Annotated in this window: 19 protein-coding genes; 13 read left to right on the top strand and 6 right to left on the bottom strand. The window is 72.1% G+C overall.

Annotated features, from left to right (window positions below; genetic code table 11):
- Positions 1-14 precede the first annotated feature (14 nt).
- From N912_RS0107445 to N912_RS0107435, 3 genes are all read left to right on the top strand, one after another.
- Positions 15-917, top strand: a complete 903-nt coding sequence (locus N912_RS0107445) for an RNA polymerase sigma-70 factor (RefSeq protein WP_037062949.1) — start codon at positions 15-17, stop codon at positions 915-917.
- Between the two features lie 77 nt (positions 918-994).
- On the top strand, positions 995-1,738 hold the full coding sequence (locus N912_RS0107440) for an SDR family oxidoreductase (RefSeq protein WP_028921954.1): 744 nt from the start codon (positions 995-997) through the stop codon (positions 1,736-1,738).
- Between the two features lie 46 nt (positions 1,739-1,784).
- A complete protein-coding gene (locus N912_RS0107435; RefSeq protein WP_156993229.1) occupies positions 1,785-3,437 on the top strand; it encodes an ABC transporter substrate-binding protein in 1,653 nt (550 codons plus the stop codon).
- Here the strand turns inward: N912_RS0107435 and N912_RS0107430 are convergent.
- The 4 genes from N912_RS0107430 to N912_RS0107415 are packed head-to-tail and all read right to left on the bottom strand — an operon-like array spanning position 3,430 to position 7,434.
- The gene (locus N912_RS0107430) at positions 3,430-4,260 is read right to left on the bottom strand and encodes a polysaccharide deacetylase family protein (protein ID WP_028921952.1); all 831 of its coding nucleotides are present in this window, start codon (positions 4,258-4,260) and stop codon (positions 3,430-3,432) included. The two genes, N912_RS0107435 and N912_RS0107430, sit on opposite strands and share 8 nt — an antisense overlap.
- Positions 4,257-5,393, bottom strand: coding sequence for a C45 family autoproteolytic acyltransferase/hydrolase (locus tag N912_RS0107425; protein ID WP_037062947.1), 1,137 nt, complete (start codon positions 5,391-5,393; stop codon positions 4,257-4,259). Before N912_RS0107425 ends, N912_RS0107430 begins: the two co-directional genes overlap by 4 nt.
- Positions 5,394-5,401: 8 nt before the next feature.
- Positions 5,402-6,688, bottom strand: a complete 1,287-nt coding sequence (locus N912_RS0107420) for an MFS transporter (RefSeq protein WP_084210645.1) — start codon at positions 6,686-6,688, stop codon at positions 5,402-5,404.
- A gap of 14 nt (positions 6,689-6,702) precedes the next feature.
- Positions 6,703-7,434, bottom strand: coding sequence for an SDR family NAD(P)-dependent oxidoreductase (locus N912_RS0107415; RefSeq protein WP_028921949.1), 732 nt, complete (start codon positions 7,432-7,434; stop codon positions 6,703-6,705).
- A gap of 509 nt (positions 7,435-7,943) precedes the next feature.
- Here N912_RS0107415 and N912_RS0107410 point away from each other — a divergent pair.
- Genes N912_RS0107410 through N912_RS50090 form a run of 5 tightly spaced genes read left to right on the top strand, consistent with a single transcriptional unit; the run spans position 7,944 to position 13,921 of the window.
- Positions 7,944-9,458, top strand: coding sequence for an APC family permease (locus tag N912_RS0107410; protein ID WP_028921948.1), 1,515 nt, complete (start codon positions 7,944-7,946; stop codon positions 9,456-9,458).
- Positions 9,455-10,396 carry a metallophosphoesterase family protein gene (locus N912_RS50095; RefSeq protein WP_051579788.1) on the top strand — a complete coding sequence of 314 codons (942 nt, stop codon included), beginning with the start codon at positions 9,455-9,457 and terminating at the stop codon, positions 10,394-10,396. The genes N912_RS0107410 and N912_RS50095 overlap by 4 nt, the downstream gene beginning before the upstream one ends.
- Positions 10,397-10,417: 21 nt before the next feature.
- Positions 10,418-11,026, top strand: coding sequence for a DUF1989 domain-containing protein (locus N912_RS0107400; protein ID WP_037062946.1), 609 nt, complete (start codon positions 10,418-10,420; stop codon positions 11,024-11,026).
- A complete protein-coding gene (locus N912_RS0107395; RefSeq protein ID WP_037062945.1) occupies positions 11,023-12,570 on the top strand; it encodes an amidohydrolase in 1,548 nt (515 codons plus the stop codon). The genes N912_RS0107400 and N912_RS0107395 overlap by 4 nt, the downstream gene beginning before the upstream one ends.
- A complete protein-coding gene (locus N912_RS50090) occupies positions 12,563-13,921 on the top strand; it encodes an amidase (protein WP_051579787.1) in 1,359 nt (452 codons plus the stop codon). Before N912_RS0107395 ends, N912_RS50090 begins: the two co-directional genes overlap by 8 nt.
- Here N912_RS50090 and N912_RS0107385 read toward each other — a convergent pair.
- Positions 13,906-15,222 (bottom strand): MFS transporter, encoded by a 1,317-nt coding sequence (locus tag N912_RS0107385; RefSeq protein WP_169747827.1) that lies wholly within the window; start codon positions 15,220-15,222, stop codon positions 13,906-13,908. The two genes, N912_RS50090 and N912_RS0107385, sit on opposite strands and share 16 nt — an antisense overlap.
- 130 nt (positions 15,223-15,352) lie before the next feature.
- Between N912_RS0107385 and N912_RS0107380 the strand changes: the two genes are divergently transcribed.
- The 5 genes from N912_RS0107380 to hutH all read left to right on the top strand — a co-directional run bounded on the left by N912_RS0107380 (position 15,353) and on the right by hutH (position 20,815).
- On the top strand, positions 15,353-16,324 hold the full coding sequence (locus N912_RS0107380) for a purine-nucleoside phosphorylase (RefSeq protein ID WP_245645197.1): 972 nt from the start codon (positions 15,353-15,355) through the stop codon (positions 16,322-16,324).
- Positions 16,325-16,576: 252 nt separating this feature from the next.
- Positions 16,577-17,170 (top strand): hypothetical protein, encoded by a 594-nt coding sequence (locus tag N912_RS64450; RefSeq protein ID WP_028921943.1) that lies wholly within the window; start codon positions 16,577-16,579, stop codon positions 17,168-17,170.
- Positions 17,171-17,199: 29 nt separating this feature from the next.
- On the top strand, positions 17,200-18,288 hold the full coding sequence (locus tag N912_RS64445) for an aldo/keto reductase (protein WP_169747826.1): 1,089 nt from the start codon (positions 17,200-17,202) through the stop codon (positions 18,286-18,288).
- Positions 18,285-19,202, top strand: a complete 918-nt coding sequence (locus tag N912_RS50080) for an LLM class F420-dependent oxidoreductase (RefSeq protein ID WP_051579785.1) — start codon at positions 18,285-18,287, stop codon at positions 19,200-19,202. The genes N912_RS64445 and N912_RS50080 overlap by 4 nt, the downstream gene beginning before the upstream one ends.
- Positions 19,203-19,276: 74 nt before the next feature.
- On the top strand, positions 19,277-20,815 hold the full coding sequence (hutH, locus tag N912_RS0107360) for a histidine ammonia-lyase (protein WP_028921942.1): 1,539 nt from the start codon (positions 19,277-19,279) through the stop codon (positions 20,813-20,815).
- Here the strand turns inward: hutH and N912_RS0107355 are convergent.
- Positions 20,807-21,676, bottom strand: a complete 870-nt coding sequence (locus N912_RS0107355; RefSeq protein ID WP_156993225.1) for an amidohydrolase family protein — start codon at positions 21,674-21,676, stop codon at positions 20,807-20,809. The two genes, hutH and N912_RS0107355, sit on opposite strands and share 9 nt — an antisense overlap.
- Positions 21,677-21,680: the final 4 nt, after the last annotated feature.

Raw genomic sequence — 21,680 nt, 5'->3', positions numbered from 1 at the left:
GGGATGATGGGCGGGTGGCGACGGCGGACGGCGATCTGGTCACGGTGGCCGGCGACTTCGCGCGGGTGCGGCCACGGCTGTTCGGGATTGCGTACCGGATGCTCGGCGGCATCGCCGACGCCGAGGACGTGGTGCAGGACGTCTGGGTGAGGTGGCAGGCGCACGACCGCGCCTCGGTGCGGGACGCGACCGGCTTCCTGGTCACGATGACCACCCGGCTGGCGATCAACGCGACCCAGACAGCCCGCGCGCGCCGCGAGACCTACGTGGGCCCGTGGCTTCCCGAGCCCGTCGACACGGCGGCGGATCCCGCGCTGGGCGCCGAGCGCGGCGAGGCACTGGAGACGGCGGTGCTGGTGCTGCTGGAGACGCTGTCGCCCACCGAGCGCGCGGCGTTCGTGCTCAGGGAGGCGTTCGACTACCCGTACGAGCGCATCGCGGAGGTGTTGCGGGTCTCGGGGCCGAACGCGCGCAAGCTGGTGAGCCGGGCGCGGCGGGCGGTGACGGCGCAGCGGCGCGCGTCCGTGGACGCCGCCCGCCAGCGCAGGCTGCTCGCGGCGTTCCTCGCCGCGGCGCGGCGCGGTGACTTCGACGAGCTGGAGTCGCTGTTCGCCGAGGACGTGGCCAGCTACTCGGACGGGGGCGGGGCGGTACGGGGTGCGTCGCGCATCCCGGTGTTCGGGCGCACGCGGGTCGCGAAGTACGTGGCGGCGTTCGCCTCGCGGTTCTGGGCCGGGACGGAGGTCGACTGGGTCGACGCCAACGGCCGTTCGTCGGTGCTGGTCACGCGGGACGGCGCGGCGGCGGCCTGGCTCACCGTGAGCGGGACCGAGGACCGCATCGACCGCATCGACCGCATCTATTGGGTCATGAACCCGGCGAAGATGGAGCGGATCGCCGCCCCGGCGTGCCGGTAGCCGTCACAAATCCGGGGGCCGCCCTGTCCTCGTATCGGACGCGGCATCGCGTTCATCGAAGGAGAAGGGACAAGGCCGTGAAGGTTGTTGTGATCGGTGGGACGGGGCTCATCGGGTCGAAGGTGGTGGCCGGGCTCGGCGAGCACGGACACGAGGCGGTGGCCGCGGCGCCGAGCACCGGGGTGAACACGCTGACCGGTGAGGGGCTGGCGGAGGTGCTCGACGGGGCGGCGGCCGTGGTCGACGTGTCGAACTCGCCGTCGTTCGCCGACGACGCGGTGCTGGAGTTCTTCCGGACGTCCACCACCAACCTGCTCGCGCACGCCGCGAAGGCGGGCGTCGGGCACTACGTGGCGTTGTCGGTGGTCGGCACGGACCGGCTGGCGGAGTCGGGCTACTTCCGCGCGAAGATCGTCCAGGAGCGGCTGATCCGCGAGTCGGGCCTGCCGTACTCGATCGTGCACGCCCCGCAGTTCTTCGAGTTCGTCATGCCGATCGCGGACTTCAGCACGGTCGACGGCACGGTCAGGCTCCCTCCGGTCCAGTTCCAGCCGATGGCCTCGGACGATGTCGCCGCCGCCGTCGCCCGCGTCGCGGTGGGCGAGCCGGTCAACGGGATCCGCGAGATCGGCGGCCCGGAGCGGGTCAGGCTCGACGAGCTGGTGCGCAGGGCGCTGGTCGCGAACGGCGACCCGCGTGAGGTCGTCACCGACGAGCGGGCCCGCTACTACGGCGCGCGCCTGGACGAGGACACGCTGGTCCCGGGGCCGGACGCCGAGCTGGGGGCGATCACGTTCGACGCCTGGCTTGCGCGGCGGTAGGCGCGGACGGTTGCGATACTTCCCGGCGAGAACCCGGGAGGTGGCCGTGGACGACGTGGTCCCGGACGGCGGCGGGCGGCGGTGGCTGCAGCCGGAGCTCGGCGACGGCAGCGGCAGCGACCCGGCGTTCTTCGAGGCGCGGCCGGACCTGGTGCGGGTGGCCAGGCGCGCGGCCCGGCGGCTGCGTGGCGGGCACCTTCGTTACCTAGACATCGCCGGGAACGCGGTGCGCCGGGTGAGCGTCGACGTGCCGGACTCCGGACGGCCGGTGGCGCGGCTCGACGTCGTCGACGCCGAGGCGCCGTACGGGCTGACCGTGCGCGAGCTGCAGGTGGCGACGTGCGTCGCGGGCGGGCTGGCGAACCAGGCGATCGCCGACGCGCTGGGCTGCACGCGCCGCACGGTGGCCACCCACCTCGAGCACGTGTTCGCCAAGACCGGGGCCGCGTCGCGTGCGCTGGTGGCGACGCTGATCGCCGCCGAGGACGCCTACGTCGCGCCGCTGCCCAGCCCGGACCTGGTGCTGCCCGCGCCGCTGCTCGCCGTGCTCGGGTCCCGAACCGTGTCCGCCGTGTCCGTACCGAGGCAGCGGCCGGCGCTGCTGGGCGCGGTGTACCCGACGGCGGGCACGGGCGTCGTGGCGATGCGCCGGGGCGCGCGGCTGGCGGTGCGGGAGCTGAACGCGCGCGGCGGCATCGCCGGCCGCCGGGTGGAGCACGTGACGGTCACCGCGACCGCCGACGGGCTGGGCGACGCCGTCATGGCGCTCACCGCTCGCGGAGTGGACGCAATCATGCTCGGGAACTTCCCGTTCCCGTTCGCCCGGCCCGCGATCGCCGACGCCGCGGCCGCCGGGGCGCCGGTGCTGCACAGCATGACCGGCCCGGCGCTGTCCGACGACGTGCACGCCGACCCGGGTGGGCTCGGGGCGGTGTTCCAGGTGTGCGCCACCGAGTCGGCCTATGTGCCCGGCCTGCTGCGGACCCTGCGGTACCTGGCGGACCGTGGCGCGTTCCGGCCCGGGCGCCGTCGGCTGGCCGTGCTGCAGCGGGAGAGCACGTTCGACGCGGGCGTCACCGAGCGCGCGCAGCGGCAGGCCGCGCGGGCCGGCTGGAACCTGGTGTTCCTCGAACCGGTCCCGGATCGCGCCGCGAGCTTCACCGACCTCGTGCGGCGGCTCGATCTGGCCGAACCGGACGCGGTGTCCCTGTCCATCTTCCCGGAGCCGACGCTGCGCGCGTTCCTGACCGCCGCCGCGCCGCTGCGGGGCCGGGCGCTGCTGCACGCCGCGTGGTCGCCGGTCGCGCCGGGGTTCGCGCGACGGTTCGGCGAGCTGGGCGAGGGTTTGATCTGGTCGACCGTGATCGGCAACGTGGACGGCCCGCTGTGCGCCGGGTTCGAGCGGCGCTTCCAAGCGACCTTCGGCGCCGAGCCCGGTCCGGCGGCCGCGGCCGTGCACTACGACATGGTCAACCTCCTCGCCCAGGCGTGGAGCCGGGTGAGCAGGCCGTGGGACTTCGTGGCCGTGCGCGAGCAGCTGCGTTCGATCGCCTCGTTCGGCGTGACCGGGGCGCACCGGTTCGTCGGGCGCGGCCAGCGCGGGCTCACCTGTCCGGACGACACCGGCGATCCCACCCTCGGCCATCCGCACCTGGTGTACCGGATCGCCGGCGGCGCCAACCGCAGGCTGCTCAGCTGAGCCCGGGCCGCACGCGGCGCGCCACGTCCACGCACCGCTCGAACGCGACGCCCAGCTCGCGGCAGCCGGCGACGAACCGCTCCAGCGCGGCCATGCGCGCGCCCCTGCCGATGACCTGCGGATGCAGCGTCACCGTCGCCACCCCGCCCTGGACGGTGTCGGCCATGTACCGGACGTCGGCGAGGAACCGGGCGAACATCGCCTCGGCGTCCCGCAGCCCCGGCATCACGAGCTCACGCGTGCGCACGAACTCCAGGTGCGGGTAGTCGTCCAGCGTCCACGAGACCGGCAGCTCGACCACCGGCGAGGCGTCGCCGAACCGGAACGGGCCGTCGGGGTCGCATTGGTCGCCGACCCGCGCGAAGTACGGCTCGAAGTCCGTGCCCATCAACGACGAGTCGTACTCGACGCCCAGCTCGGTGAGGATCGGGATCGTGTTGTCGGTGAAGTCCCAGCTCGGCGTGCGGTGCCCGGCCGGCGGGTGGCCGGTCAGCCGCTCGATCAGCGCGGCCGAGCGCCGGTTCACCGCCAGCTCGGCGTCCCTGTCCAGTGTGGACACCGGTTCGTGCGCGTAGCCGTGCAGCGCGATCTCGTGCCCGGCCTCGGCGACGGCCGCGCACTGGGCGGGGTAGGTCTCCAGCGTGTGTCCCGGGATGAAGAACGTGGTGGGGACGCCGGCGCGGCGCAGCAGGCCCAGGATCCGGTCGATCGCGTAGGCGCCGAACTCGCCCCGGGACACCGGCCCTGGCGTGGTCTGGCCTCGGGCGATCCACAGCGAGATGGCGTCGAAGTCGAAGGTCAGGCAGACGGTTCCCCGGTTCATGCGGCCTCCGCCAACGGCACGAACTCACGGGACGCGACCGGCGAGCCGTCGAACAGGGAGGACAGCTCCCAGCGGAGGTAGGCGTGCCTGCTCGGCGGGCCGGCCGCTATCCACAGCACCCTGTCCGTCAGGTCCATGACCAGCGAGTAGACGGTGGCGCTGCGTTCGCCGGCGGGGACGGAGGGGTCGGGATGGCGGCAGATGCCGTCCGGGTGGGACCACTCGTCGCGCAGCGTCGCCACCACGTCCTCCACCCGCACCCGGCGTTCCTCCAGCGCCGGTTCGAGCAGGTGCCGGGCCCGTGCCGGGCGCAGCAGCGTCAGCGCGCTGGTCGCCGCCTTCAGGTCGCGCAGCGGCAGCGGCGCCTGGAAGTGGTTGGAGTGCGTGATCAACCCGCCCTCGGGGAGCAGCGTGCCGAACACGCCGGGCGCCAGCTCCAGGTCGATCGACTCCCCACCCGCGTCGGCGAGCAGCACGTTGCCCGACGAGATCCGGTCGACCGGCAGCAGGCGCCGGTGCGCGGCGGACATCGTCCCGGCCTGGAGCGCGCCGCGCAGCAGGTAGTGGTACGGCACGCCCTCGCCGCCGCGGTCCAGGTCGGACACCAGCAGGTTGGCGCAGACGCCCAGGCCGGCGGAGTTGAGGCCGCTCTTGGCCAGCATCCCCGCCTCCGCCAGCGACAGCACCGCGAACCCGGTCTCGTCGCGGGTGGCCAGCAGGAACGTCACCTCGGCCTGCTCGGGATGCCAGTCCCAGTTCTGCGCGAGCAGGGTGTGGCCGTTCGCGGTGTAGCGCGGCAGCACGGACAGCGAGGTGCAGCCCTCGTCGCGGTAGCCGGTGCCGTAGAGCATCTCGGTGCGGGCGTTCAGCGCGGCGAGCCGGTGCGCGGGATGGCCGGATCCGGCCGCCATGCCGTGCAGCATCGCGGCGATCTCGGGGGAGTAGGACGCCGCGACGTCCAGGTACACCCGTCCCCACCTGTCGATGTCGGCGTCGCTGAGGCCGGCGTCGTCGTGGAACCGGCCGACGTAGGTGTCCAGGCTGCGCGCGATCAGGTCGGCGGTGCGCGCGCCGAGCTCCTCGCCCATCCGGCGGTAGCTGCCCTGTAGGACGATCAGTCGCGGATCGTTCATGGTCGATCTCACCTCAGCTCGGTGTGGACGGTCTCGGGCATCAGGCACACGGTGACGAAGGTGATGACGGCGGCGGCCGTCGGGAGCGCGGCCACCACGAGCGCGTTGCCGGTGGCCGCGACCAGCGCGGTCGCGATGAAGCCGGCCGTGCCGCCGAACGCCATGACCGAGAAGTTGTAGCCGATGCCCAGCGCGGAGTACCTGACGTTGGTCGGGAACAGCTCGGCCAGCGCCGCCGGGCCCGGCCCGGAGAACGCGGCGAGGACCAGCGCGATCACGATCTGGCCGAGGTACGCGCCGGCGACGCTCCCGGTCTGGAACAGCCACATGACCGGGAAGCTGAGCAGCACGAACCCGCCGGACCCGACCAGCAGCAGCGGCTTGCGCCCGATCCGGTCGGACAGCACGCCGAAGCCGAAGATCGCGACGGTCAGGACCAGCAGCCCCACCACGTTCGACGCCTGGACGGTGCCGGCGTCGAGCCCGACCTGCTTGCGCAGGTGCGTCGGCAGGTAGGTGAGGAAGAAGAAGTACGCCACCGTCCAGCTCACGGTGAAGAAGAACCCCCGGGCCATCGCGGCCTTCTGGGTACGCAGGGCCAGCCGCAGCGGGCTGGTGCTGGTGGCGCCGGCGGCCGCCTGCTCGCGGAAGGCGGGCGTGTCCTCCAGGCCGAACCGCAGCAGGAGTGCGACCAGCGCGGTCAGCGCGCCGACCAGGAACGGCACCCGCCAGCCGAGCTCCGCCATGCCCTGATCGGTCCAGAACAGCGAGTTCAGCGCGACGACCGCGGCGGCGAGAAGGAACCCGGCCGCGGTGCTGACCTGGTTGAGGCTGCCGTAGCGCCCGCGCGTGCCGGGTCCGGCGAACTCCACGAGCATGGTCGCCGACCCGGCCCACTCGCCCGCCACGGCGAACCCCTGGAACAGCCGCAGCAGCACCAGCAGCACGGGCGCGGCGGCGCCGATCGTCTGGTGCCCCGGCAGCAGCCCGATCAGCACCGTCGCCGCGCCCATCAGGATCACGCTGGCCAGCAGCGCGGGACGCCGGCCCGCCTTGTCGCCGATGTGCCCGAACACGACGGTGCCCAGCGGCCGGGCGAAGAAGCCGACGGCGAACACCGCGAACGTGGACAACAGCGCCGAGAACGAACCGCCCGCGAAGAACTGCGCGCTCAGGTACACCGCTGAGTAGGCGTAGACCAGGTTGTCGTACTGTTCGAGCAGGTTCCCGACGCTGCCGGCGAACACCGCGCGCAGCGTGAACCCGGTGGCCGGCTCGGCGTGTTGTGCCGTCATGGGTTGTGGTCCTCTCACGATGCCGCCAGGTAGCCGCCGTCCACCGGCAGCAGGACGCCCGTCACGAACGAGGCCCCCGGCCCGGCGAGGAACGCGAGCGCGTCCGCCAGCTCGCCGGTGGCCCCGGGGCGCGACATCGGCGCCCGCCGCACCCGGGCGTCGACGGCCTCCGGCGGCAGGTCGTCGAGCAGCGGCGTGCGGAACACCCCGGGCAGCACGGCGTTGACCCGGATCCCGCGCGGGGCCAGCTCGACGGCGGCGACCTTGGTCAGCTGGTGCACCGCCGCCTTGCTCATCTGGTAGGCGACGGACGAGGGCACCGTTCCGGCCCCGGTGGGCGGCGTGGTGGCGCCGTAGATCGAGCCGACGTTCACCACCGCGCCCCGGGTGGACGCGAGGTCGTCCGCGAACGTCTTGATGCCCCGCCAGGCGCCGAACGCGTTCACCGCCAGGACCCGGGCGAAGTCCTCGTCGGTAGTGGTGACCAGGTCGGTCCTCGCGCTGACGCCGGCGTTGTTCACCAGCAGGTCCGGCGGCCCGAACCGCTCGCTGACGAGCCCGCGCAGCCGGTCCCAGGACGCGGGGTCGGCGACGTCGAGGTGCACCCGGTCTTCGCCGGCCGCCGCGGCATAGCGGACGTCCGCGCGCACCACCGTCGCGCCCAGGCCGGCCAGCCGGTCGGCGAAGGCCGTGCCGATGCCTCCCGCCGCGCCCGTGACCACCGCGATCCTGCCGCCCCATGCCACTGTCGTTCCTCCTGGTCGGCGTCGGTGCCGGCGACAGTAGGTGGGGCTCGGGGCGCGGACATCGGTCATTCGACCGATGCGGGTGGTGTCGGGCGCCGCCCGGGACGACTCGGGGACTTCGGGGACCCGGGCGGCGCCCTCACTGACAACCACTAGAGAGCACTGACCACCCCGGCGGGGTGATCGCCGCAGAGACTACCCGGAAAAGATCACCGTGTGTCACAGCGACGCGCGGCGCGGGACACGTATTTCTCTCGGATCCTCCCGACGGGTGACACCCAGCGTGGTCGCTCGCCTACGAAGAGTGGCGAACAACCGGCTCCAGTCAGCTAAACGTTGGACCTTGAACAGACTGTCCAGCTCGGCTAGTGTCGCTTCGCGCGGAGTCCGACAGGAGGGAGTGAACGCCCATGGCCAATGTCGTCAATGCGTCATCACCCGAGCCCCGTTGGGTTGTGGCACCCGGATCCGGTGTCGTCCATGGCGGTTTCGTCCGCCGTTCCGCCGGATTGATCCGCAACATCTCCGCGCTGGACTCGCTGGTCGGTAACATTCTGATCGTCAACTTCGTGGCGTCGGTCGCCACGCTGGTGGTGGTCCCCTATACGTTTCCGGGCGCGAACGTGACGCTCGCGGTCGTGCTGTCGATGGTGCCCTCGATGGCGCTGGCCACCGTCTATGTCCTGTTCACGCTGGTGATGCCCCGTTCCGGCGGTGAGTACGTGTTCGTCTCCCGGGTGTTCCATCCGGTTGTCGGGTTCGCCGCGAACTTCAGCTTCATCTGCTGGAACATCCTGTTCGGGGGTTTGCTCGCGAACCAGTTCTCCACCGTCTACCTGGGGAGCTTCTTCTCGGCGGTCGGCTGGCGGCCCGCGCTGGCGGTGACGAGCGAGAAATGGTTCGTGCTGCTGGTCGGCGTGCTGCTCATCGCGCTGACCACGATTCCCGCGATCGCCGGCACCAAGCTTGCGATGCGCCTGACGAAATGGTCGTTCTTCATCGGTGTCACCCTGTTGTTCGGGGTGCTCGCGGTGCTCGCGTTCGCGGGCCGGCGGGCCTTTGTCGCGGCCGTCGACGAGAAGGCCTCCTTCACCGGCATCCTGGACTCCGCGCGCGCCGCCGGGTTCGTGCCCGCGCAGTCCGGCCTGGCGCCGACCCTGCAGGCGGTCGCGCTGATCAGCCTGGCCACGCTGTTCGTCAGCTGCGCCACCTATGCCACCGACGAGGTCGAGGACGTCAAGCGGTCGATGCCGCGCGCGGTGTACGGCGCGGCGCTGATCGGCGGCGCCGTGATGGCGGTGATGGCGTTCATCGCCGAGCGGGCCTGGGGGTCGGAGTTCCTCGCCGCGAGCAACTACCTGGCCGAGGTCGCGCCGGACCGCTATCCGCTGGACTCGCCGCCGAGCTTCGCCTATCTGGCGATCCTGACCGAACACAACTGGCTGTTCGCCGTGGCCATCAACGTCTCTTTCCTTTCGCTCATCGTCGGCAACATGGTGTTCGCCACGTTGACGATGAGCCGTTGTTTCGTGGTGTGGTCCTTCGACCGGATCACCCCTCGGCAGTTGGCCAGGGTCGACGCGCGCCGCCGGACGCCGGTGAACGCGCTGGTGGCGTTCGGCGTGCTGTCGCTGCTCTCGCTGTTCTATTACACGTTCGGCGGCAGCGTGACGTTCCTGGCCGGCACCACCCTCGGTTTCATCGCCACGTTCCTGACGGTGGCCGCCGCCGGAATCGTGTTGCCGTTCTGGAAGAAGGACCTGTACCGGGGCTCGGCGGGTGACATCCGGTTCCTCGGAATTCCGGTCATCGTGATCGCCGGTGCGGCGTCGTTGGTCATGCTCGGCGCGATGGTGTACGCATTCCTCACCAACGACGCACTCGGCGCGAACGGCCTGAGCGGTTTGCTCTTCCTCGGCGGGCTCTGGGTGCTCGGCGCGCTGATATTCCTCGTCGCCCGCGCGGTCCAGCGGCGTCGCGGGGTGCCTTTCGACGCCACCTTCCGAGAGCTGCCGACCCGATGACCAGGCAGACCCGCGTCTTCTACGCCAGCGACCCGCGCGGTTCGGACAGGTGCTTCGCCAAGTTCCTGAACGCGGCCGCGGCCTACGAGGCCGACGTGCTCATCCTCAACGGCAACCTGACGGGGACCCGCATCGTGCCGATCGTTCCCGCTCCCGGCGGCGGCTGGCGAGCCGAGCACGGCGGCCGCGAGGTCGCGCTCGGCACCCGCGCCGAGGTGGCGGGGTTCGAGCGGGAGTTGGCGGACGCCGGCCAGTACGGCTACCTGACCGACGTCGACGAGCTGCGGGCGCTGGAGGGCGACCCGGCGGCGGTGGAGGCGGCGTTCGTCGGGCTGGCGCTCGAACGGCTGCGGCGGTGGCTGGACATGACGGCGGCCGCCGACGTGCCCCGGCCGTTCGTCAACTGCGGCAACGACGATCCGTTCGAGCTGGACGCGGTGCTGGAGCGGTCCGGCGAGGTGCGGTTCTGCGAGGGCCGGGCGTTGCCGCTCGACGACCGGCGCACCCTGGTGAGCTGCGGCTACGCCAACCCGACGCCCTGGCGGTGCCACCGGGAGGTCTGCGAGGAGGAGCTGGCCGAGCGCCTCGCGGCGGCGTTCGACGGCGCGGACGGCCAGCTGATCCTGAACACGCACACCCCGCCGTTCGACTCCGAGCTGGACTCCGGCCCGGTGGTGGACGCGCAGCTGCGCATCCGCACCGAGGCGGGCCAGGACGTGCTCGCCCCGGCCGGGAGCACGGCGGTGCGCGAGGCGATCGAGCGGTACCGGCCGGTGCTGTCGCTGCACGGCCGCATGGAGGACAGCCGGGGCGAGACCACCCTGGGCGTCACCGTGGCGCTCAACCCGGGCAGCGAGGCGGGCGCCGGGATGCTGCGCGGCGCGATCATCGACCTGGACGCCGGGGGAGTGCTGCACCATGTGCTCACCCTCGGCTAGAGAGAACGAAGGAGAGAACGAATGAACGAGCCGCTGCGCGAGGTTCGCGCGACGGTGACGGTGCCAGCCCAGTCCGGCCGCGCGCTCGCGGTGTCCGAGGGGGAGACCGTGCGGGTCGTCGACCTGCAGGGCCGGCAGGTCGGCGACCTGTGGGCCATCGACGCCCGCGACCACGACAGGTGGCTGTCGACCAGCCACACCAGGGACCGCCAGGAGACGCTGGTGCCGCGCGTCGGGCTGGAGTTCCTCGACCAGACCGGCCGCCCCATCCTGGAGTTCGTCGCCGACGAGTCGCCCGGCAGGCACGACATGCTCTTCCCGCCCTGCGACACCTGGCTCTACGAGAGCGAAGGGCTCACCGACCACCCGAACTGCCGGGACAACTTCCTCACCGCGGCGGCGTCGATCGGTCTGTCGCTGCCGGTGGTGCCGGACCCGGTGAACGTGTTCCAGAACTCCACCCCCGAGGCCGACGGCACCCTGGTCGTGCACTCCGCGGTGTCCGGGCCGGGGGACAGCGCGTCGTTCCGGGCCCTGCGCGACCTGCTGGTGGTGCTCACCGCGTGCTCGGTGGACTACTGGCCGACCAACGGCTCGGTGTGCACCCCCCTGGAGCTGCGGGTCGGATGAGCGCCCGCCCGCACATCGTCACCGCCGCACTGATCAGGACCATGGACGACGCCGTGCCGTCCGCGCGGGCCATGGCGGTGCTCGGTGACCGGATCGTGGCCGTCGGCGCGCCGGGCGAGCTGCGCGAGCGGTTCCCCGGCGCGGAGGTTCGCGACCACGGCGACGCCGTGCTGGTCCCGGGCTTCAACGACGCGCACCAGCACCTGGTCGACATGGCGGTGACGGTGGACCAGGTCGACGCCGGCGAGCTGGCCGACTCGCGGGCGATGCTGGCCGCGCTGGCGCAGCGGTCCGCCCGTACCCCGCCGGGCCGGTGGGTCCGGGCGTTCCGTTACGACGAGACCCGGGGCGACGGCCCTCAGATCACCCGGGCGGACCTGGACCGGGTCAGCGTCGAGCACCCGATCCTGGTCACCCAGGTCTCCGATCACTGGGGCGTGCTGAACACCCCGGCGCTCGAACTGGCCGGGCTGGACAGGCACGGCGACGGCGTGGTCACCGAGCTGGAGCTGTTCCGGCTGGCCTGGAGCGACGACGCGGTGGTCGACCTGCCGTCCACCGACGAGCACATCGACGGGATCGCCGAGCTGACCCGCCGCTACCACGCCGCCGGCATCACCTCGGTCGGGGACGCGCTGGTCACGGCCGGCCAGCTCGCCCTCTACCGGGAGGCGCGCCGGCGGGGGCGGCTGTCCGTGCGGGTCACCGCGCTGATCGACGCGGTGCACGTGGAGGAGTACCTGGCGGCGGGCGTGGGCAGCGGGTTCGGTGACGAGTGGCTGCGGGTCGGCGGCTTCAAGGCGTTCGTGGACGGCGCGGTGGCCGGCCGGAGCTGCCTGCTGGAGCAGCCGTTCGAGGGCTCCGGGGAGCACGGCGTGCGGGTCACGCCGACCGAGGAGCTGCGCGAGCTGTTCCGCCGGGTGCACCTGGCCGGCAGCGCGCTGGCCGTGCACGCCAACGGCGACCGCGCCATCGGGGAGCTGCTCGACGTCGTCGAAGGCGTCCTCAGGGAGAGCGGCGACACCGGCCCCGTGCAGCCGCACCGGATCGAGCACTGCTCGGTCCTCACCCCGGAGCTGGTGCGCCGCATCCGGGCGGCCGGGCTCGCCGTCGTCCCGTTCGGCGGGTACGTGGGCGCGCACGGGTCGAAGCTGCTGGCCTGGTACGGCGCGGAGCGGCTGCGGCGGATGTTCGCGCACCGGTGGCTGCTCGACCACGGCGTTCCGGTCGGCGGCAGCTCGGACTACAGCACCAGCCCGTACGAACCGCTGGCCGCGCTGCGCGGCATGACCACCCGCGAGTCGAGCGACGGCACGGTGCTGGGGGCTGAGCAGCGCGTCAGCGCCGCCGAGGCGCTCTGGGTGTACACGGTGGGCTCGGCGACGGTGGCCGGCGAGGGCCACTACAAGGGACGGCTCGCGCCGGGGTATCTGGCCGACTACGTCGTGCTCGGCGCCGACCCGCTGGCGGTGCCGGTCGGGGACCTCGCCGACATCCCCGTCCTGCGCACGGTGGTGGGCGGCACCGAGGTGTGGGGTGGCTGAGCGGGGCTGGCCGTTGCCCCTCGACGATGCGGCCGCCGCCGAGCTCGACGTGCTGCGCACCGCCGCCGAACGGCTCGGCCGCGACGAGCCGCCGCGCCGGTCGGCCCAGGCCCCGCCGCGCGAGCTGCCCCGGCTGGCCGCGCCCGGGCACTACGCGCCGCCTCGCGCGACGGCGGACCGGCTGCGCGAGCGCGCGGACCGTGCCCGCCGGCTCGACCCGGGGCTCGGGGCGCTGGTCTGGTCGGACTGGACGCCGACGTCCACCGCCGGGCCGCTGGCCGGGCTGGCACTCGGGGTCAAAGAGAACCTCGACGTCACAGGCCGCCTGACCAGGGCCGGTCGCGGCGTCGACGTGCCCGCCGCCCGCCGCGACGCCGCCTCGGTCGCCGCGCTGCGCCGGGCCGGGGCGCTGCCGGTCGCGGGATGCGCCATGACCGAGCTCGCGATGTGCCTGGACGGCAACCCGCACCGAAGGCCGCTGCGCAACCCGCGCGCGCCAGGGTGCACCGCGGGTGGGTCGTCCGGCGGGTCGGCGGTGGCGGTCGCGGCCGGCCTGGTGGACCTCGCGCTGGGCACCGACACGGGCGGATCGGTGCGCATCCCGGCCGCGTTCTGCGGGGTGGTCGGCATGAAGCCCACCTTCGACGCGGTCTCCCGCGCGGGCTGCGTGCCGCTGGCGGACAGCCTGGACCACGTCGGCCTGCTCGCCCCCACCGCCGCGCTCGCCTCGGCAGCGCTCGCCCAGCTCTCCGGCGCCCCCGCCGTTCCGGGCGACCGGCGAGGCCCCGTGCGCGTCGGGTGGCCCGTCGACTGGGTCTCGCGGGCCGACCCGCCGGTCGTCGCCTGCTGCCTCGCCCGGCTGGAGGCGGCCGCCGTCGAGATCGTCCCGATCGACCTGCCCGTCACCGCGGCCACCGCCGCCACCACGAACTACCTGGTGCTCGCGGCCGAGTCCGCCGTGACCCTGCGCGCCGCCGTGACCGCCGACCCCGCACCCGACCCGAGGGTCCTGGCCGTGGTCAGCGCCGGCAGCAGGCTCACCCCCGCCCAGCTCGCCGCCGCCCACGCCCAACGCCTGCGCATCGCGGGCGAACACCTCGACGCGCTGCACCGGGTCGACGCCATCGCCACCCCGACGGTCGCCGTGACCGCACCCGCCGACGGCGACCGGGAGCGCGTCGGCTGGCCGGAGGTCGGCGACCTGTTCACCGCCGCCGCGAACTCGACAGGCTTCCCGGCCGTGAGCGTGCCCGTGGCCTCGCCGGGGGAGCCGCCGGTCGGGCTGCAACTGATCGCGGGCCCCGGCGAGGACGACTGGCTGCTACGGCTCGCGCATCACCTCGGGGCGTGATCCTTCGACACGTCGTCCAGCGCGATCGCGTTCGTCTCCGGGACGGCGCGCACGCACAGGACCGTCACCACGCACAGCGCCGCGATGATCACGGACATCCCCAGGGTGCCGATGCCCTCCGCGAGCAGGGTGCTGAACAGCAGCGGGGCCAGCCCGGCGCCGAACGCGGCGAGCTGGTAGCCCAGCGACGCCCCGGTGTAGCGACTGCGGGTGTGGAACAGCTCGGCGTAGAGCGCGGCCAGCGGCCCGTACATCGCGGGGTGGATGAGCGCCTGGCCCAGGACCAGCGCGAGCACCATGACGGCCGTCGCGCCGCTGTCGACCATCGGGAACAGCGCGAAGCTGAACACCGCCATCGCCACCGCGCCGCCGAGCACCACCGGCCGGCGCCCGAGCCGGTCGGACAGCGCCGAGTACCCGATGATGCCCAGGACCGCGAGCCCCGAGGACAGCGTCAGCCCGACCAGCAGAGACTGCCGGGAATGCCCGGCGTGCACCCCGTACGCGATCACGAAGGTGGTCAGGGTGCCCTGCGCGGCGAACGCGGCCAGCCCGATCCCGACCGCGAGCAGCAGGTTCCTCGGGTGGTTGCGCAGCACGTCGACCAGCGGGAACGTCGTCGTCCGGTCACCGGCGGCGGCCGCGGCGAACACGGGCGTCTCGGCCACCTTGAGCCGCACGTAGAGCCCGACCGCGAGCAGCACGATGCTGAGCAGGAACGGGACCCGCCACCCCCAGGCCAGGAACCCCTGCTCGCCGGCGATCGCGGCGGACCCGCTGAGCGCCGCCGTGGAGAGCACCATCCCGCACGGCCCGCCCGCGTTGGTGAACCCGGCCCAGAGCCCGCGCCGGGACCGCGCGTGCTCGGCGGACATCAGCACGGCGCCGCCCCACTCGCCGCCGACCGCGAGCCCCTGCAGGATGCGCAGCACGACCAGGATGACCGGCGCCCAGATTCCGATCGCCTGGTACGTCGGCAGCACCCCGATGAGGAAGCTCACCACGCCCATCAGCGTCATCGTGGTCAGCAGCATCCGCTTGCGGCCGATCCGGTCGCCGAAGTGCCCGAACAGCGCACCCCCGACCGGCCTGGCCAGGTACCCGGCCGCGAACGTCCCCAGGCTCGCCACCAGCCCCGCGACCGGGTCCAGCGCCGGGAAGAACACCACGCCGAACACGACCGCCGCCGCCGTGGCGTACAGCAGGAAGTCGTAGTACTCGATCATGCTGCCGAGGAAGCTCGACGCAACCGCGCGCCGAAGCTGCGCCGGGTCGTGAGCGGTCCCTGCCGAACTCGCCATGACGGGCATCCCTAGCTGGCGGTTGTGCCTGGTGCGGCACGACGTTAGACGCGTACCCGACGGCCGTCAAGAATTTGCACGTCATCAACCGGCCGAGCCGGAACTGTGCGGACTCTCTAGGATGCGGATCATGTTGCGGCTTCGCGGATCCGCTCGGCGTGGCGTTGGCATCCGCATTCTCTCCGCTTTTTCCGTGCTGCTGGGCCTGGTCTCGTTGACGGCCGGCTGCGGACAGGGCGCCCCGGAGAGGTTTCCGGTGCGGGTCCTGGTCCTGACGATGTTTCCGGTCGAGACGGCGCCGTGGCTGGCCCGCGAGTCGCTGCCGGTGACGATTCCGGTGGCGCACGTGCGCGATCCCTTGCGGTGCGCGCCGAACGGACTGTGCGTCGCCGTGATCGGCCAGGGCAAGGCGAATGCCGCGGCGAGCGTGGCGGAGATCCTGAACAGCCCCGGACTGGACACGGCGAACACCTATTTCCTGACCGCCGGAATCGCGGGGACATCGCCGCGCGCCGGCACGCTGGGTTTCGCCGCGTGGGCCCGCTGGGTGGTGGACTGGGACCTCGGACATCACGTGTTGCCGCAGAGCGCACCGGACATCCCGCACGGCTACCTGCCCTATGACGACCAGGGCACCAACGTGTTCCGGCTCAACCAGGACCTGGTGAACCGCGCCTACGAACTGACCAAGGCGCTCCCGCTGATGGACACGCCGGAAGCCCAGGAGAACCGCACACACTATCCGGGCCAGGCCACCCAGAAACCGTTCACGGCGGTGTGCGACACGATGACCGGTGACAACTACTGGGCCGGCGCGGAGCTTTCCGAAGAGGCCGAGTACATCACCGCTATCTGGACCAAGAATGACGGCCGGTACTGCACGACGCAGATGGAGGACAGCGCCGTGGCAACGGTACTGGCCCGCCATGGCGCCCTCGGTCGATACCTGAGCCTGCGCACCGCCAGCGACTTCGACCAGCCCTACGCGGGGCAGAGCGTGCGGGACGTGTTGTCGAAGTTCCCCGGGGCGCAGGCCGCGGCGGAAAACGCCTATCGAGTGGGCTCGGCGGTCGCCCACAATCTGCTGGAGCAGCCCCGGTAACGGATTCGACAACCGTTCACCCGAGGTAGTCACACGACTACGCCATGCGCTCATGTTCTGTTATATCAGTAACGCAGCGTAGTCTTGACATGCTTGACATTCGTATGATTTGGTATGTCGTACAAAGTGGAGGGAGGCGCGGGACCCGCACCGTCACGCGCGCGCGGCGGGCGAGGTGGCGCCGGAAGCTGTTCGCCGAATGGCGCAGCGGTAACCCCGCCACGGAGGGGGCAGCATGGCGAACGGTCGGGCATGCCACACGTAAAGCCGTTCACCGCGGACTTTCTCTACTGGACCGGGCGGGCGACTCGCGCCGATCCGGCGGTGGCGGACAAGAGCAGTCAATACGAGCTTCTCGTCCAGGACAACCGGGGCGACTTCGGCCCACGCTATCTCACCACGTACGAGCTGGCCGACGAGCGCTCATTGCCGGAGCTGTCCGACACACAGTGGCGAATGCTCTACACAAGGCTCGCGCAGGCCGGGGAGTCGTCCGAGGAGACCGTCTCCATCCTGGCCATCGCGATGGACCTGCCCGCCGGCACGGGGCCCGACGAACTGGCCGAGTTCAACGACTTCTACACCCGCATCCACCTTCCCCAGGTGGTCGAGGACTCCCGTTTCCTGCGCGGCACCCGATACGAGCTGAGCACGGCCGTCGACCATCCGCCGGGCTGCCCGAGATACCTCGCGGTGTACGAGGCGGACGCGCGGAAAACGGCCGACTATCTCCGCGCACAGGCCGCCGGGAATGTGACCGCCGTCGAGGAGCCCGACGAAGGCCCTCCGGTGTGGCGCAACCGCACGACCGTCTGGCGTGTCCGCTACCGCCTGATATCCCCGTAGAGCGCGAACAAAGAAGGGAGATCTACCGAATGGAGTATCGAAACCTGGGCAGGTCAGGACTCAAGGTTTCCCGGCTCATCATGGGCGGCGCGCACATCGGGGAGCTCGCCGACCTGGAGAAGACGAAAAAGCTGGTCCACGCGGCCTGGGACGTCGGCGTGTCGACCTTCTACACCGCCGACGACTACAACGTCGGCGAGGGCGAGCGCGTGCTCGGCGAGGCGTTGCGGCCCAGGCGCGACGACATGGTGCTCATCGTCAAGGGCGGGTACCGCGTCGGCGCCTACACCACGCTCAGCGCCACCGGTGGGCCCGCCGACGGCGGCGAGAACTACGACAACCAGCGGCTCAGCGCGCTGGACCACGACAGGCTGTGGAAGGCCGGCGTCGCACCCACCTCGCGCGGCATGAGCCGCAAGCACCTCAGCGACGCCCTCGAGGCCAGCCTGCGCCGGCTCAACACCGACTACATCGACGTCTACGCCCCGCACTACTGGGACCCGACGGTGCCCGTCGAGGAGACCCTGCGGACGCTGGACGACTTCGTGCGCCAGGGCAAGGTCCGCTACCTCGGCTGCTCGCAGCACACCCCGTGGCAGCTCGTCCGGGCGCTGTGGGCCAGCGACAAGCACCACCTGGCACGCTACGAGTCGATCCAGGTCACGCTGAGCCTGCTGGAGCGCGGCGCGCTCAGCAACGTGGTGCCGGCCCTGTGCGACGTGGGCGTCAGCATGGTCGCGTCCGGTTCGGACGCCGGCGGGCTGCTCTCCGGCAGGTACGACCGGATCGGCGACCTCCCCACCGGCGGCGGCGCCCGCCAGCTGGACATGCACCCGTACTGGAACAACGCCGCGTTCGAGGCGCTGTCGAAGATCTCCGAGATCGCCGAGCGGTCCGGCCGGGGCGTCGGTGAGCTGGCCGCCGCGTGGACGCTCGCGCAGCCCTCGGTGGTCGCGCTCAACATCGGGCCGCGGGAGCCCTCGGCGTTCGCGCCCCAGGCCGCCGCGGTGGACAACCCGCTGACCGAGGCGGAGGCGACGGCGCTGTCCGAGCTGGTCAGCACCCTGCCGACCAGCCTCGGCGCGCCGCCGCCAGCCACCAGGGTCGCCGCCTCGTGAGCGCCACGTTCGCGGTCAACCTGCCCAGCGGCCCCGACCGGCTGGTGCCGTTCGTCCGGCGCGCGGAGGAGCTGGGCTTCGACGCGGTCTGGACCCAGGACTCGCTCATCACCAGCTCGTTCAGCCTGGACGGCCTGCACGCCCTGTCCTACGTCGCCGCCGTGACCGAGCGGCTGCGGCTGGGCATCTCGGTGCTGTACTCCGGGCGCCGCAACCCCGCCGTCGCGGCCCGCGAGCTCGCCACCATCGACCAGCTCAGCAACGGCCGCCTCATCGTCGGCATCGGAATCGGGAATGCTTACCACCGGCCGAACCTCCACGCGGTCGGCATTAACACGGACCGCCCGGTGGAGCGTTTCGTCGACGGAATCGCGGTCATGCGCGCGCTGTGGAGCCAGGACGAGGCCGAGTACCACGGTGAGGTGTATTCGTTCTCCGGGATCCGCTCGCAGCCCAAACCGATTCAACGGCCCGGCCCGCCGATCTGGATAGGCGCACGGGCGCAGCGGTCACTGGCGCGGGCGGTGCGGATCGGCGACGGCTGGACCGGCGCCGGCCCGGTGGGCACCGACGACTTCCTCGACCAGCTCGCGATCGTCCGCCGTGAGCTGGACGCACAGCGGCGTGACCCGGCGAGCTTCACCGTGTCGAAGAACGTCTATGTCGTCGTGGACTCGACGAAGGAGCGCGCCCGCGACCATGCGGTCGCCTACTTCCGGCGGACGTTCGCCAACAACCCGGTCTACGACGCGGATGCCATGACCGATCGGGTCGCGGTCTACGGCACGGCCGAGGACTGCGCCGAAGGGCTGCGCCGGTTGCTCGACGCCGGAGTCCACCACATCGTGCTCCACGACCTGTATGCGCCGATGGAGCAGCTCGACGCATTCGCCAGCGTAACCAAACTGATTTAACGAATTCTTCGAAACGCAACCAGAGGATACCTATGTGCATGCCCGCCCAGGCGACCGTTGCGACAGACCGCGAAATGCATGAGAACAACACGGTGGTCGTCGGCATCGGTCCGGTGGACTTCGACGACGTCGTGCGGGTGGCCCGCCAGGACGCCGCGGTGAGGCTCGCGGACGAGTCGGTCGAGGCGATGTCCGCCAGCCGCGCCCGGATCCAGGCGCTCGCCGAGGACCCCGCCCCGGTGTACGGCGTGTCCACCGGTTTCGGCGCGCTGGCCACCCGCCACATCCCGAGCGCGTCGCGGCGCCAGCTGCAGCACAGCCTGGTCCGCTCGCATGCGGCCGGCTCCGGGCCCGAGGTGGAGCGCGAGGTGGTGCGGGCGCTGATGCTGCTGCGGCTGTCCACCCTGGCGACCGGCCGTACCGGCGTGCGCGCGTCCGTCGCCCAGGCGTACGCGGCGCTGCTCTCGTCCGGCCTCACGCCGGTGGTCCACGAGTTCGGCAGCCTGGGCTGTTCGGGCGACCTCGCCCCGCTGGCGCACGTGGCCCTCGCGCTGACCGGGGAGGGCCACGTCCGTACCCCCGACGGTGAGCTCTGGCCCTCGGCGGTCGCGCTGCGGGCCAGCGGGCTGGAGCCGGTGACGCTGGCCGAGAAGGAAGGCCTGGCGCTGATCAACGGCACCGACGGGATGCTCGGGCAGCTCGTGCTGGCGCTGCACGACCTGGACCGCCTGTTCACCCTTTCCGACATCGCGGCGTCGATGAGCGTGCAGGCCGTTCTCGGCAACGACCGCGTCTTCGCCCCCGACCTGCAGCTGCTGCGCCCCCACCCCGGGCAGGCCGACGCGGCGGCGAACATGGCGGCGATGCTGGCCGACTCCCCGCTGATCTCTGCCGGGGACGAGGCGCGCGTCCAGGACGCCTACTCGCTGCGCTGCGCTCCCCAGGTCGCCGGCGCCGCCCGCGACACCGCCGCCCACGCCCGCGCCGTGGCCTCCCGCGAGCTGGCCGCCGCCGTGGACAACCCGGTGGTCACCCTCGACGGCCGCGTGGAGTCCAACGGCAACTTCCACGGCGCGCCGGTCGGCTACGTCCTGGACTTCCTGGCCATTGCCGTCTGCGACCTGGCCAGCATCAGCGAGCGGCGCACCGACCGCCTGCTGGACCCGGCGCGCAGCCACGGCCTGCCGCCGTTCCTGGCCGACGACCCCGGCGTGGACAGCGGGCACATGATCGCCCAGTACACCCAGGCCGCGATCGTGTCCGAGCTCAAGCGCCTCGCCGCCCCGGCCAGCGCGGACTCCATCCCCACCTCCGCCATGCAGGAGGACCACGTGTCCATGGGCTGGTCGGCCGCCCGCAAGCTGCGCCGGGGCATCGACGGCCTGACCCGCGTGCTCGCCATCGAGGCCCTCACCGCCGCGCGCGCCATCGACATGCGCGCGCCGCTCACCCCGTCACCCGCCACCGAGGCGGTGATCGCCGAACTCCGCGCGCACATCCCGGGCTCGGGCCCCGACCGCTACCTCGCGCCCGAGATCGAGGCCGCCGCCCAGCTCGCCGGCGCCGGCGCCCTGGTGACCGCCGCCGAGTCCGTCACCGGGCCCCTACGCTGAGCGCTCCCACTCGAAGCCACCCTCCGGACGCGGCCACTTCAGCACGGTGGCCGCCGTCCGGCCCAACATCCACACCTTGTCCTCCTCGCTGAGGAAGTCGAGGGTGTACCGGGTGTGGTCGAGGATCTCCCGGTAGGTCGCCCCGCGCACCCGCGTCGCGTCCGAACCCCACATCAGCCGCCGCGGCCCGTACACGTCGTAGACCCGCCGCAGCGTCGGCGTCAGCGACGGATAGGGGTACGGCTCGTTCGTGTAGTCCGGGATCGCGGAGAACTTCATGTAGACGTTCGGGTATTTCACCAGCGGAAAGATGTCGTCGATGTAGGCCCACAGATCCTGGGTGTCCGGATCACCGATGATCAGGCCCATGTGGTCGACGATCATCCGAAGATCGGGGTGCCGTTCCGCGATCGCGGCCACCTTGCGGACCTCCGGGCCGTAGATCAGCAGCATCAGCGGAATGCCGAGCCGTTCGGCGGCCGCCCAGAACCACGGGAACGTGTCGACGTCGATCCAGTCGCGGCCGCGGGGCTCCGGGTAGCTCATCCGGATGCCGCGCATCCACGGGTCGTCGAACCAGTGCTCGATGCGCTCCCGGTTCGGGTCCCACAGGTCGAACCGTCCCATCACGCCGAACCTGCCCGGATACTGCGCCGACCACGCCAACTGGGGCGAGTTGTCGTTTCCGGCCCAAATGGCGGGCACGATCGCCGTGGCGTCGATGCCGAGCTCGTCCATCTGTGGCAGGATCTGCTCCGGCGTCGACTCCGGCTTTCCCGAGTACTTTTCGCCGATGTCCGGCCAGGGGCGCTCGGGCGTATTGGCCAGAAACATGTGGATCTGTGTGTCGAGAATGAACACGTTT

It is taken from the genome of Actinospineispora acaciae DSM 45401, from assembly GCF_000620785.1.
Lineage (GTDB): Bacteria > Actinomycetota > Actinomycetes > Mycobacteriales > Pseudonocardiaceae > Pseudonocardia > Pseudonocardia acaciae.
This window is presented reverse-complemented; position numbering and strand designations above follow the sequence as displayed.

Excerpts from the sequence above, each read along its gene's own strand:
- N912_RS0107430 (WP_028921952.1), bottom strand. The coding sequence starts at position 4,260 with ATGAACCGGGGAACCGTCTGCCTGACCTTCGACTTCGACGCCATCTCG.
- N912_RS0107425 (WP_037062947.1), bottom strand. The coding sequence starts at position 5,393 with ATGAACGATCCGCGACTGATCGTCCTACAGGGCAGCTACCGCCGGATG.
- N912_RS0107420 (WP_084210645.1), bottom strand. The coding sequence starts at position 6,688 with ATGACGGCACAACACGCCGAGCCGGCCACCGGGTTCACGCTGCGCGCG.
- N912_RS50095 (WP_051579788.1), top strand. The coding sequence starts at position 9,455 with ATGACCAGGCAGACCCGCGTCTTCTACGCCAGCGACCCGCGCGGTTCG.
- N912_RS0107400 (WP_037062946.1), top strand. The coding sequence starts at position 10,418 with ATGAACGAGCCGCTGCGCGAGGTTCGCGCGACGGTGACGGTGCCAGCC.
- N912_RS0107395 (WP_037062945.1), top strand. The coding sequence starts at position 11,023 with ATGAGCGCCCGCCCGCACATCGTCACCGCCGCACTGATCAGGACCATG.
- N912_RS0107385 (WP_169747827.1), bottom strand. The coding sequence starts at position 15,222 with ATGGCGAGTTCGGCAGGGACCGCTCACGACCCGGCGCAGCTTCGGCGC.
- N912_RS0107380 (WP_245645197.1), top strand. The coding sequence starts at position 15,353 with ATGTTGCGGCTTCGCGGATCCGCTCGGCGTGGCGTTGGCATCCGCATT.
- N912_RS64450 (WP_028921943.1), top strand. The coding sequence starts at position 16,577 with ATGCCACACGTAAAGCCGTTCACCGCGGACTTTCTCTACTGGACCGGG.
- N912_RS64445 (WP_169747826.1), top strand. The coding sequence starts at position 17,200 with ATGGAGTATCGAAACCTGGGCAGGTCAGGACTCAAGGTTTCCCGGCTC.
- hutH (WP_028921942.1), top strand. The coding sequence starts at position 19,277 with ATGCATGAGAACAACACGGTGGTCGTCGGCATCGGTCCGGTGGACTTC.